The sequence below is a fragment of the Aeoliella sp. genome, from assembly GCF_965227375.1.
GTDB lineage: Bacteria > Planctomycetota > Planctomycetia > Pirellulales > Lacipirellulaceae > Aeoliella.
In genome coordinates this window covers 1,751,842-1,763,523 of sequence record NZ_CBDDFX010000002.1, presented here as the reverse complement: position 1 = coordinate 1,763,523, position 11,682 = coordinate 1,751,842, and the positions used below count along the sequence as shown (strand labels likewise).

The 11,682-nt window shown below is 59.7% G+C and carries 10 protein-coding genes; 2 read left to right on the top strand and 8 right to left on the bottom strand.

Translation table 11 applies throughout. From position 1 onward, the window contains the following. Positions 1–31 precede the first annotated feature (31 nt). On the top strand, positions 32–1,513 hold the full coding sequence (locus ACQK2L_RS20030) for an ammonium transporter (RefSeq protein ID WP_425398817.1): 1,482 nt from the start codon (positions 32–34) through the stop codon (positions 1,511–1,513). A gap of 1,579 nt (positions 1,514–3,092) precedes the next feature. Here the strand turns inward: ACQK2L_RS20030 and ACQK2L_RS20025 are convergent. Next, the gene (locus tag ACQK2L_RS20025; RefSeq protein WP_425398816.1) at positions 3,093–4,643 is read right to left on the bottom strand and encodes a sulfatase family protein; all 1,551 of its coding nucleotides are present in this window, start codon (positions 4,641–4,643) and stop codon (positions 3,093–3,095) included. Between the two features lie 249 nt (positions 4,644–4,892). On the opposite strand from ACQK2L_RS20025, the gene ACQK2L_RS20020 reads away from it, so the two are divergent. Further along, entirely contained in the window at positions 4,893–5,240 is a 348-nt protein-coding gene (locus ACQK2L_RS20020; RefSeq protein WP_425398815.1) for a P-II family nitrogen regulator, read from the top strand. Positions 5,241–5,288: 48 nt separating this feature from the next. Here the strand turns inward: ACQK2L_RS20020 and atpC are convergent, their stop codons facing one another. From atpC to atpE, 7 genes are all read right to left on the bottom strand, one after another. Next, entirely contained in the window at positions 5,289–5,705 is a 417-nt protein-coding gene (gene atpC / locus ACQK2L_RS20015) for an ATP synthase F1 subunit epsilon (protein ID WP_425398814.1), read from the bottom strand. 23 nt (positions 5,706–5,728) lie between these two features. Continuing rightward, entirely contained in the window at positions 5,729–7,168 is a 1,440-nt protein-coding gene (gene atpD, locus ACQK2L_RS20010) for a F0F1 ATP synthase subunit beta (RefSeq protein ID WP_425398813.1), read from the bottom strand. 67 nt (positions 7,169–7,235) lie between these two features. Further along, complete coding sequence (gene atpG, locus ACQK2L_RS20005) at positions 7,236–8,114, bottom strand: ATP synthase F1 subunit gamma (protein ID WP_425398812.1); 879 nt, start codon at positions 8,112–8,114, stop codon at positions 7,236–7,238. A 64-nt stretch (positions 8,115–8,178) separates the two neighbouring features. Further along, complete coding sequence (gene atpA, locus ACQK2L_RS20000) at positions 8,179–9,711, bottom strand: F0F1 ATP synthase subunit alpha (protein ID WP_425398811.1); 1,533 nt, start codon at positions 9,709–9,711, stop codon at positions 8,179–8,181. Positions 9,712–9,794: 83 nt separating this feature from the next. Next, positions 9,795–10,439, bottom strand: coding sequence for an ATP synthase F1 subunit delta (gene atpH, locus ACQK2L_RS19995; protein WP_425398810.1), 645 nt, complete (start codon positions 10,437–10,439; stop codon positions 9,795–9,797). 65 nt (positions 10,440–10,504) lie between these two features. Further along, positions 10,505–11,179: a F0F1 ATP synthase subunit B gene (atpF, locus tag ACQK2L_RS19990; RefSeq protein WP_425398809.1), complete on the bottom strand. Its 675-nt coding sequence runs from the start codon at positions 11,177–11,179 to the stop codon at positions 10,505–10,507. 104 nt (positions 11,180–11,283) lie between these two features. Beyond that, on the bottom strand, positions 11,284–11,640 hold the full coding sequence (atpE, locus tag ACQK2L_RS19985; protein WP_425401108.1) for an ATP synthase F0 subunit C: 357 nt from the start codon (positions 11,638–11,640) through the stop codon (positions 11,284–11,286). Positions 11,641–11,682: the final 42 nt, after the last annotated feature.

Here is an 11,682-nt window from a genome sequence, read left to right as displayed (position 1 = left end):
AATTCCTTCTGATCTTGCAAAGGTGTGTGCGATGAATTTGGTTTCATTACAGCGATTGTTTGGCGTGCTGATGCTCGCCAGCATGCTCGCGCTGGTGTTGTCGCCAGCGGTGAGCTACGCCCAGGATGCTGATCCTCCTGAGGCTGGAACGAGTGACTCGAGTGATGCCGACACGGACGCGGCAGCGGATAGCGACGAAGGAGACGATGCTGCCGACGGCGACGAGAGCAGCGAAGAAGATACTGCGAGAGATGAGGCGCTGGCTGCCCTCGACCAGAACTACACTTACGCCATTAACACGATTCTCTTGTTTCTCTCTGGCGTGTTGGTGTTCTTCATGCAGGCCGGTTTCGCCATGGTGGAATCGGGCTTCAACTCTGGCAAGAACGCCGTGAACATCTTGTTCAAGAACTCGATGGACATCTGCGTCGGTGTGCTACTGTACTTCATCATTGGCTTCGGCTTGATGTACCCCGCCAGCTATGGCGACCCTGAAAACGCGTACTTTGCTTTCGGTGGTATCGGGCTCGACGGCTACAAACTCACCTCCGAGGCAGCCTATAGCCCTGCGGCAGACTGGTTCTTCCAGGCCATGTTCGCTGCAACCGCTGCAACAATTGTGTCGGGTGCCGTGGCCGGACGTATGAAGGTGGGTGCTTACTTGATCTACAGTGCCCTGTTGACCGGGCTGATTTACCCGATCAGCGGCTACTGGAAGTGGGGTGGCGGCTGGCTCATGCAGTTCGAAAGTGGCCATCAGTTCCAGGATTTTGCGGGGTCCGCGGTCGTACACGCTGTGGGTGGATTCGCCGGCTTGGCTGGTGCCATCATCCTGGGTCCACGGTTGGGACGATTTGTCGACGGCAAGAGCGTTCCACTGCCCGGTCACAATATCGTGCTCGCAGGCTTGGGTGTGTTCATCCTGTGGTTCGGCTGGTACGGCTTTAACCCCGGAAGCCAGTTGGCCTTCGCCAGTGCGGGTGATGCAACTGCAGTCTCCGACATCGCCTTGACGACAACACTGTCCGCCGGTGCTGGTGGCATTGTGGCTACGCTCCTGAGCTGGGCCATGTTTGGTAAGCCCGATTTGTCGATGGGCCTCAACGGCATCCTTGGCGGCTTGGTCGGTATCACCGCGTGCTGCGATTGCATGACCGACTGGATGTCCATCGTCGTAGGTGCTGTTTCGGGTGTGCTGGTTATTCTCGGCATCATGATGCTGGATAAGGCCAAGATCGACGATCCCGTTGGTGCGTGGCCAGTGCATGGCCTCTGCGGCATCTGGGGCTGCATGGCCATCGGTATCTTGCCGAACACCCACCTTGCAAAAGGCAACACCACTTTCGGAGTGCAGTTGATCGGTACCGTATCGATCTGTGCCTGGGCGTTTGTCACCATGTTCATCCTGTTCTCGATCATGAAGGCCGCGGGCATCCTGCGGGTGAGTGCCGAGGACGAGCAAGCTGGTTTGGATATCAGCGAGCATGGCATGCAAGCCTATAGCACGCACTAGGAGTAGTAACTGAGTCCAACGGCCTCCAAACGGTTCGGGTGGGTTTACCGCCTGGCTCACCCGAACCGAGGCCGATTGGAATAAGAGATAGCGGCAGACGGTAACCGCGTGATACACAAGCTGGCTCACAAGGTTCGGGTAGGTTTACCGCCTGGCCTGCCCGATCCTGAGCCTGCTTTACAAGATGCCAGGCGTGACAACGAACATTAGCTGGGAACACAAGCTGGCCTTCTACGAGTTCGGATGGCTTTACCGCCTGGGCCATCCGAACTCAGGGCCTGCTCAGCAAACACAAGCTGGCCTACAAGGTTTGGGTGAGTTTACCGCCTGGCTCACCCAAACCAAGGCCTGCTCCAAACAGCGGAGGCGGGAACAGAACACAAGCTGGCTCACATGGTTCGGGTAGGTTTACCGCCTGGCCTGCCCGAACCTGGGCCTGCTACACAAGATGCCAGGCGTGACAACGAACATTAAGAGAGAACACAAGCTGGCCTACTACGAGTTCGGATGGCTTTACCGCCTGGGCCGTCCGAACTCAGGGCCTGCTAACCAAAACACAAGCTGGCCTACACGAGTTCGGATGGCTTTACCGCCTGGGCCATCCGAACTCAGGGCCTGCTCAGCAAACACAAGCTGGCCTACAAGGTTTGGGTGAGTTTACCGCCTGGCTCACCCAAACCAAGGCCTGCTCCAAACAGCGGAGGCGGGAACAGAACACAAGCTGGCTCACATGGTTCGGGTAGGTTTACCGCCTGGCCTGCCCGAACCTGGGCCTGCTACACAAGATGCCAGGCGTGACAACGAACATTAAGAGAGAACACAAGCTGGCCTACTACGAGTTCGGATGGCTTTACCGCCTGGGCCGTCCGAACTCAGGGCCTGCTAACCAAAACACAAGCTGGCCTACACGAGTTCGGATGGCTTTACCGCCTGGGCCATCCGAACTCAGGGCCTGCTAGCCAAAACACAAGCTGGCCTACTAGGTTTGGGTGAGTTTACCGCCTGGCTCACCCAAACTAAGGCCTGCTCCACACAGCGGAGGCGAAAACAAAACACAAGCTGGCTCACATGGTTCGGGTAGGTTTACCGCCTGGCCTGCCCGAACCTGGGCCTGCTTTACAGCGAACACAATCTGGCCTCCAAGCGGACGTGGACGGGTTTACCGCCTGGCCCGCCCACGTCCGCGAGGCTTGCTCCGGCTTCAAGCGGCAACACAAGCTGGCCTATAACAGTTCGAGCGAGTTTACCGCCTGGCTCGCTCGGACTGAGGCCGGCCGGCTGACAGACGGCATAGGGCCGGAACAGAATCCAAGCTGGCCTGGCTCGGGTGCGGATGAGTTTACCGCCTGGCTCATCCGCATCCGACAGGCTTGGCGCAACAGGGGAGCCTCTTGAGGCAGTATCTAGCGAGTGCCTTGCTTTCTCTCGCAGCCCGCCGCGCTGATTCACCAGGGCCGCGTTTCCGCCCAATCCAGAAGGATGCCCCACATGGCTTGGGTGGTTTCACCGCCTGAACCGCCCAAGCCGGGGTGTCCCTACCTGGATCTCGCCAGCGGTGTTTGAACGCACTGCGTGTCGGCTACTTCGCTTCGCTGAGTGGCCGCTTCTCACGATAGCGAATCTGCACGTCCCTCAATCGACCCTTCATTTCTGCCAGCAAGTCTTGATGCTCGGGATCGTTGGCGAGATTCTGCATCTCCTGTGGGTCGTTCTCCAGGTCAAACAGTTCCCACAGGTCGAGCTTGTAAAAGTAAATGAGCTTGTATCTCGCGGTGCGGACTCCATAGTGGGCCGGCACGGCGAAGCTACCCGATGAGCCGTAGTAGCGATAGTAAACCTCGTCGCGCCACGGGGCCCGCGCACTGCCATTCAACAACGGCACCAGCGACTCGCCTTGCATTTCATCCGGCGCCGCCACGCCGGCGGCGTCCAAGAACGTTTGAGCAAAGTCGAGATTCTGCACTAGCGCGTCCGACTGGCTCCCTCCGCGTATATGCCCAGGCCAGCGCATCACCAGCGGCATGCGAATTGACTCCTCGTACATGTAGCGTTTGTTGAATAAGCCATGCTCGCCCAGGAAGAACCCCTGGTCCGAGGAGTACACCACCAACGTGTTGTCCGCCAATCCGGACTCATCGAGATAGTCGAGCAGTCGACCAACGTTTTCGTCGATCGCCACCACCGTCCGCAGGTAATCACGCATGATCTCCTGGTACATCCATTGCCGCAGTTGCTTTCCCTGCGGTCGGTGCTCGAGAAACTCCGCGATCCGCTGCTCATAGGCACGATCCCACGCCGAAAGCTCTTCGGGCGTCATTCTGCCGCGTCCTTGCTGATAGTTGCGAGGCACTTTTCCTTTCCTGCCGAGCGCATCCGGCGGAATGCGCAACGAGCTGGTCAGGTCGAGCACCTTGTCCAACCGAATTCCCTGCGGAGCCTCTTCGCCCCAGCGGGCGGTGAGGTCCTCCATGAGATTCTCCGGTTCGGGAAAGTCCACGCTCTGCAGCAAGTCGAGATGCCGAATCGCCGGATGCACTTCGCGGTGCGGGGCTTTGTGGTGGCACATCAACAAGAACGGTTTATCGGGATCCCGCTCGCGCTGCAACCAATCGAGGCTCATATCGGTCACCACATCGGTTACGTAGCCACGCTTACTTATTGTTCCCTCGGGCGTGATGAAGTCGGGCTGGTAGTAGTGGCCCTGGCCGGGCAGGATGCTCCAGTGGTCGAACCCGGTGGGCTCCGACTCCAGGTGCCATTTGCCGATCAGCGCGGTTTGGTAGCCCGCCTTTTGCAGCAACTTGGGAAACGTCACCTGGCTGCCATCGAACACTTCCCCTTTGTTGTTGCCTTTCTTGCTATTCAAATGGCTGTGCTTTCCCGTCAGCACCACCGCTCGGCTGGGTGAGCACAGCGAGTTGGTAGCGAAGCAGTTGTCGAACCGAATCCCTTGCCGCGCAATGCGATCGATGTTGGGCGTCTCGATGAGCGAGCGATCGTAGGCACTCACGGCTTTCGACGCGTGATCGTCCGAGAAAATGAACAAGATGTTCGGGCGGTCGGCGGCCGAGGTCGACGCGCTCAACCACACGAGCCACCAACAGACCAGCGTCCTGCGGACCATTCGCATAGCGTATCTTTCGATTCAGGGAAGTCGGGCGGCGACCAGGTGGTCGCCCACAGCCTTAGGCTAAGCACTCGCGGACGCGCGGGGCAACCAGATTCCGCGTCGCAGTACACCGGAATTCGGCAAGGAACCAACCTAAAACTCCGCCCGGCGATGGCACGTGACAGGCCTATCTGGGGCATGCTAAAATACGGGCGGTCGCCAGTGCGACGGCCCCCTTAGCTGCCCCCTCCGATACGCAAGAAGCTCGCCATGAAGCTCATCCTCGCCATTATTCAGCCCAGCAAACTCGAAGACGTCAAAGCGGCCCTTTCGGATGTCGAAGTCGTTCGGCTTACGATCATGGATGTCCAGGGCTTCGGCCGCCAGAAAGGGCAAACCGAGGTCTACCGCGGCCACGAGATCTCTGTGAACCTGCTTCGCAAGGTGCAATTGCAAATCGCCGTGAACGAGGATTTCGTCGAACCGACGATCAACGCAATCATCCGCGGCGGCCGCACCGGCGAGTCGGGCGAGATTGGCGACGGCAAGATCTTCGTCCTGCCGCTAGACGACTGCATCCGGATACGCACCGGCGAGCGCGGGCCGGAAGCCATCTGATACACGTGGTGTTTCGCGGTCGAAAAAGAACGCACGCGGTAGCCGCGACTATTTCTTAGACGCCATGCGCTTCTGCGCCCGAGCCTGGAGCATCAATCGCTCGCGAATGGCCATTTCTTGCGGGTTCGAAGTCTTGCTGGCGACAGCTTCTTTGAGCTGCGCTTCGGCCGCTGCAACGTCGATATCCGCGGTAGCCAAGGCTCGATTGGTCAGCACCGAGATGGAATTGTCCTGCACCTGAACGAAGCCGCCGTCGACGTAGTACTTTTGGGTTTCGTTGCCAACACGATAGCGCAGCTCGCCAAAGCCCAGGCGGCCGATCATCGGTGCGTGTCCGCTCCCGATGCCCAGCTCACCATCGTACAGCGGCACCACCACAAACCCGGCCGATACATCGAGCACGGTCGCTTCGGGCGTGACCACCACGAGCTTTAGATTGGCCGAGTTGTTTGCTGAATCTGCCATCGTGAAACCTTACGCTCGTGCGATTACTTCTGCGACTTCTTCCACTGCTCTTCGGCCTGCTCAATCGGGCCGACGTACATGAAGGACTCTTCAGAGAGGTGATCCCACTTGCCGTCGCAGATTTCTTCGAAGCTACGAATTGTGTCTTCGATGGAGGTAAACTCGCCACTCTTACCGGTAAACACTTCGGCCACGTAGAACGGCTGCGACAGGAACCGTTCGATACGGCGGGCGCGGTGCACCACTTGCTTGTCCTCTTCGCTCAGTTCGTCGACACCGAGAATCGCGATGATGTCCTGCAATTCACGGTAACGCTGCAGTGTGGTCTGCACTCGGCGGGCACAGTTGTAGTGGCGTTCGCCAACGTATTGAGGATCGAGAATACGGCTCGACGAAGCCAGCGGGTCGACCGCCGGGTAGATACCTTTCTCCGAAATCGAACGCTCGAGGTAAATGAACGCGTCGAGCTGACCGAACGCGGTAGCCGGGGCAGGGTCGGTGGGATCGTCCGCCGGAACGTAAACCGCTTGCACCGACGTAATCGCACCCTTGCTGGTCGAAGCAATCCGCTCCTGCAGGGCGCCCATCTCGCTGGCCAGCGTCGGTTGGTAACCCACGGCCGAAGGCATACGACCCAACAGCGCGGACACCTCACTACCCGCTTGCGAGAAGCGGAAGATGTTGTCGACGAACAACAGCGTGTCGGCACCCGTCTTGTCGCGGAAGTACTCGGCCATGGTCAGCGCCGAAAGGGCCACACGCAGACGCGATCCAGGCGGCTCGTTCATCTGACCGAACACCATGCAGGTCTGGTCGATGACGCTCTTACCAGTATCGCCAATCTTGGCTTCCTGCATTTCGAGCCACAGGTCGGTTCCTTCGCGAGTTCGCTCACCCACCCCCGCGAAAACAGAGTAGCCACCGTGTTGGGTAGCGATACGAGCAATCAGCTCGGTGAGAATAACGGTCTTGCCCAGACCAGCACCACCGAATAGACCGGCCTTACCACCACGCACGAACGGGGTCAGCAGGTCGATCACCTTGATACCGGTCTCGAACACCTCGGTCTTGGTCGCCAGGTCCTTGAGCTCCGGGGCCTCGCGGTGAATGGGCCACGTCTCCGATGCACTCACAGGACCGCGGCCATCCACGGGCTCGCCCAGCACGTTAAACACGCGGCCGAGTGTCTCTTCGCCCACCGGCACGCTGACCGGCCCGCCGGTGTCGACGCACTCCTGACCACGCACCAGGCCGTCGGTGGTGCCCAGGGCAATGCAGCGAACGCGACCGCCACCCAGGTGCTGCTGCACCTCGCCGGTGAGGTCGATCTTCACGCCCTTCTGCTCGGCTTGGATCTTCACCGCGTTGTAGATCGGGGGCAGTTGGTCTTCCGGGAACTCCACGTCGAACGTCGAGCCGATGACCTGCGTGATGTGACCAATGTTTCCGGTGATTGTTGACATGGTTTTGCTGTTGACGGTTTTAGGTAGTCAATTGTGATTGGGTATCGGACGGCTGGCGCAGGTGGGCCTAACTCAGGGCTTCGACGCCGCCGATCAGGTCCATCAGTTCCGACGTAATGCGTCCCTGGCGGGCGCGGTTGTATTGCATGCTGAGTTGCTTGATCAAGTCGCCCGCGTTTTCCGTGGCGCCCTTCATCGCGACCATCCGAGCGATTTGCTCGCTCACGGCCGTGTCGAGGAAGCACTTGAACAGTTTCACGCGGAAGCTGGTCGGCACGACCTCTTCGAGAATGCTCTCGGGCGAGGGGAGGAACTCGTACACGGTGGAGCCCGATTCTTGTGGCTCAACTTCACCGACGTCCAAACCGCCCAGCGGCAGCAGCGTTTCGATGGTGACGTGCTGCTTCGAGACGCTTTCGAACCGCGTGTACACCACGTCCAACCGATCGAGCATGCCGGCGGCGTACTCTCCCAGGTAGCGGTTGGCGATCAGCTCGACATCGTCGTAAGCCGGCTTGTCTTCGAAGTTGGTGAAGAAGTGGTCGGCCTCGACGCGGCCTTGCTTGAATCCGGAGATGCCTCGCTTGCCGCTGATTTCGACGCGGACATTCTCGGCTTCTCCCTTCATCGTCTTCAGGTGGCTCAACCCGGCACGAACCACGTTGCCGTTGAAGCCGCCGCAGAATCCGCGATTCGCCGACAGCACCAACAACGCTGCGTTGTTCACATCCGATCGTTGCTCCAGCAGCGGATGCTCGACCGAAACACCAGAACTCACCAGGTCCTTCACCAGCTTCATGATCTGATCGGTGTAGGCCGTGGCGGCGCTGGCGCGGTCCATGGCTTTGCGGAACCGCGCGGTGGCGATCAATTCCATCGTCCGCGTAATCTTGCGGATGTTCTTGATCGACTTGCGTCGTTTATCGAGTTCGCGTGGATTTGCCATGTTCAAATAGAACGGATTTCAATCCGTTTAGATCGCTATGAAATTACCTTGGATCCGCCGTGGGCTATTCGCTCGGCTTCGAGGCTCCCTTCGAGTCCCATTGGCCTTTGAACTCCGAGAGCGATGTCTCCACCATCTCCACGATGTCGTCATCGAGAGCTTGCTTGTCGGTGAGCGCCTGACGCACTTCGGGTTTCTGATCGTGCATGAAGGTGATGAACTCCTTCTCCCACTGGGCCACGTCGTGCACATCGACGTGGTCGAGGTGGCCCTTCGTGCCGGCGTAGATGATCAGCACCTCGTCCACCACGTTCATCGGCACGTACTGGCCCTGCTTCAGCAGTTCCACCATGCGATAGCCGCGGTCGAGCCGCGCCTGAGTGGCGGGGTCGAGCTCCGTACCGAGCTGGGCGAACGCTTCGAGTTCGCGGAACGCGGCCAGGTCGAGACGCAAACCGCCGGCCACCTTCTTCATGGCCTTGATCTGGGCGTTACCACCCACACGCGACACCGAGATACCAGCGTTCATCGCTGGCTTCACGCCGGCGAAGAACAAGTCCGGTTGCAGGTAGATCTGCCCGTCGGTAATCGAAATCACGTTGGTCGGAATGTAGGCCGATACCTCGCCTTCAAGCGTTTCGATGATCGGCAGCGAAGTAATGGAACCACCGCCCAACTCGTCCGACAGCTTGGCCGAACGCTCGAGCAAGCGGCTGTGGCAGTAGAACACGTCGCCAGGGAACGCCTCGCGGCCCGGCGGGCGACGCATCAGCAGCGACAACTGGCGGTAAGCGACCGCCTGCTTGCTGAGGTCGTCGTAAACGATCAATGCGTGGCCGCTGTTGAACATGTACTCTTCGGCCATCGCGGTGCCAGAGTAGGGGGCGATGTACTGCAGCGGGGCAGGGTCGCTCGCCCCGGCCACGATCACCGTGGTGTAATCCATCGCGCCGGTGTCGCGGAGCTTCTCAATCACGCCGGCGACGGTCGACTCTTTCTGGCCAACCGCCACGTAGAAGCACTTCACGCCGCTGTCGCGCTGGTTGATGATCGCGTCGATCGCGACGGCCGTCTTGCCGGTTTTGCGGTCGCCGATGATCAACTCACGCTGGCCGCGGCCGATGGGCGTCATCGCGTCGATCGCTTTGATGCCCGTCTGCATCGGTTCGCACACCGGCTGACGCTCAGCCACGCCGGTGGCGATCACTTCCACGGGGCGGCGTTTGCTGGTGTTGATGGGTCCTTTGCCGTCCAGCGGGTTGCCCAGCGGATCAACCACGCGTCCCAGCAGTTCGTCGCCGACCGGCACGCTCAGCAGTTGGCCGGTGCTGCGAACTTCCTCGCCCTCGGCGATAGTGAGGTAGTCGCCCAGAATGATCACACCGACGGAGTTCTCTTCGAGGTTGAACGCCAGGCCGTTCACGCCGTTCTCGAACTCCACCATCTCGCCGGCCATCACGCCGCTGAGACCGTACACCTGGGCGATGCCGTCACCAACCTCGAGCACGCGCCCCACTTCGCGAACGTCGATGTCCGCGTTGTAGTTGGCGATCTGCGCCTGAATGACAGATGCGATTTCGTCGCTATTGAATTTCATCGTTGGGCTCCAGAACAACGAGCGGGCCGACCACTCGGCTTCGCACGCTCCAGCTATTGAACTCGTCGTGAGTGATTAACTATTTACGCTTCTGTGTCGTCGAAAAACGACTCGGGTCGGGTTTCGATGGCCTCGACCGCCTGCATTACCATTTTCCGTCGGGCACGCTCGAGCGTGGTGCGTACCGAACCATCGAATACCGTGTCGCCCACCTGCACCACCATGCCACCAATCAAATCGGGCTTGATGTGAAAGTGGAAGTCGGCCATTACTCCCAATCGCGCCTGCAAAGCCTGCTCTAAGCCTGCCTGCAGGTCGGCGCTCAACTCCTGCGGTGCATAAACGCGAACCTCGTGCCGACCGTGCATCTCGCCGTACATCTTGCGTACGGTGCGAACCACCGACCGCACCATGCCCGGCCGGCCATTCTTCGACAGCGTCTTCAACAGGTTCACCACCGACGCCGAGGCACGCGGCCCGAACACCTTGTCGATCAACTCCTCGCGTTCTTCGTGCGAGAGGAAGTTCGATGTCAGGTTGAAATCGAAGTCGGGAAACTTATCCAGCACATCGGCCACCAGCGACTCCAGTTCCTCCACCAACGCATCCCGGTCCATCGACGCGGTGGCCGACAAGAACGCCTTGGCGTAAATACGCGCCAGTTGTTCCTGGTCGATATCGAGCACCGTTTCGGCGCTGGTCATATCCGTGGATCGATCGGGTTGCATAGGGTTGTTCGATTACCGAACGTTGGTTGAAGGATGTCCGTCCGCTGAGCGAACGACACTCGGAATCAGTTGTTACTTGGGGTACTCGCGGCCAGCTTGCTGGTTGCCTCGCGAACCAACTCGGCTTGTTGCTCGGCCGACAGGTTCTGCTGTACCACCTTACCGGCCAGGTCGACCGCCAGGTTGGCGCTCGTCTCGGCCAGTTGACGCACGGCACTGTCGCGGGCTTGCTCGATGTCGCGAATCACACGGTCATGCCGCGCGGTGGCGGCTGCCTCGGCCTCGGCAACGATCTGCGTCTTCGTGGCTTCGGCATCGCGACGTGCTTCCTCGAGCATCTCCCGCACCTCGTCCTTGGCGGTGGCCAACCGCGCCTCGTGCGCGGCCAACAAACCCTTGGCTTCCTCGTGCTTCGCCGCAGCCGCGGCCAAGTGGTCCTCGATCGTCTTCTCGCGGGTATCGAGCGCCTGGACAATTGGTCCCCAGGCAAACTTCCACAACACGAGCAAGAGCAGACCGAAGATGATCACGGTCCACAAGGCGAGGTCTGGATCGATCACCAGCGGATTGATGACACCACCAGGTTCCTCTCCAGCGACGTGCTCGCCTTCGGCTGCGTGCTCATGAGCAGCATCGGCCGCTTGCACGATCGGTGCATTTACGATGCTGAACCCAAGTGCCACCAGACACACAATCCCGCCTAAGCGTCGCAAGGCGATCGGACTCATGCTATTGAACATTCAAGTGTTCCCGTCGAATAACAGCTCTCCGCCAGCGACATCGCCAACGGAATTGCCACTTAACGCGCGACCTCTAGACGGGGCCGAACGCAAACCGTGTCGAGTTAGAGCAAGAAGCCGCAGATCGCGAGCGCGAAGAAGCCCGCACCTTCGATCAGGGCCGCCGCGATAATCATGGCGGTCTGAATCGAGTTGGCTGCTTCCGGCTGACGCGACATGCCTTCAACGGCTTGTCCGCCAATACGGCCAATGCCCAGGCCCATGCCCAGCAGCACCAAACCGGCGCCAATACCACCGGCCAGCTTGCCGAATTGCGTATTGGATTGTTGCAGTTGCTGCTCGGCGGTCAGTGCGGCCGCCGCGGCGGGTGCATCACCTGCGGCTCCTTCGTCGTCGCCTTGAGCGAAGGCGGGAGCAGCAATCAACGTCATCGCAAAGCACATCATGAATAGTCGAAACATCTTGACCACGACTTTTAATCTCCTGTGTAAAACAACTGCTGG

Coding starts and splice junctions, on each gene's coding strand:
- ACQK2L_RS20030 (WP_425398817.1), top strand. CDS start 32: ATGAATTTGGTTTCATTACAGCGATTGTTTGGCGTGCTGATGCTCGCC.
- ACQK2L_RS20025 (WP_425398816.1), bottom strand. CDS start 4,643: ATGCGAATGGTCCGCAGGACGCTGGTCTGTTGGTGGCTCGTGTGGTTG.
- ACQK2L_RS20020 (WP_425398815.1), top strand. CDS start 4,893: ATGAAGCTCATCCTCGCCATTATTCAGCCCAGCAAACTCGAAGACGTC.
- atpC (WP_425398814.1), bottom strand. CDS start 5,705: ATGGCAGATTCAGCAAACAACTCGGCCAATCTAAAGCTCGTGGTGGTC.
- atpD (WP_425398813.1), bottom strand. CDS start 7,168: ATGTCAACAATCACCGGAAACATTGGTCACATCACGCAGGTCATCGGC.
- atpG (WP_425398812.1), bottom strand. CDS start 8,114: ATGGCAAATCCACGCGAACTCGATAAACGACGCAAGTCGATCAAGAAC.
- atpA (WP_425398811.1), bottom strand. CDS start 9,711: ATGAAATTCAATAGCGACGAAATCGCATCTGTCATTCAGGCGCAGATC.
- atpH (WP_425398810.1), bottom strand. CDS start 10,439: ATGCAACCCGATCGATCCACGGATATGACCAGCGCCGAAACGGTGCTC.
- atpF (WP_425398809.1), bottom strand. CDS start 11,179: ATGTTCAATAGCATGAGTCCGATCGCCTTGCGACGCTTAGGCGGGATT.
- atpE (WP_425401108.1), bottom strand. CDS start 11,640: ATGTTTCGACTATTCATGATGTGCTTTGCGATGACGTTGATTGCTGCT.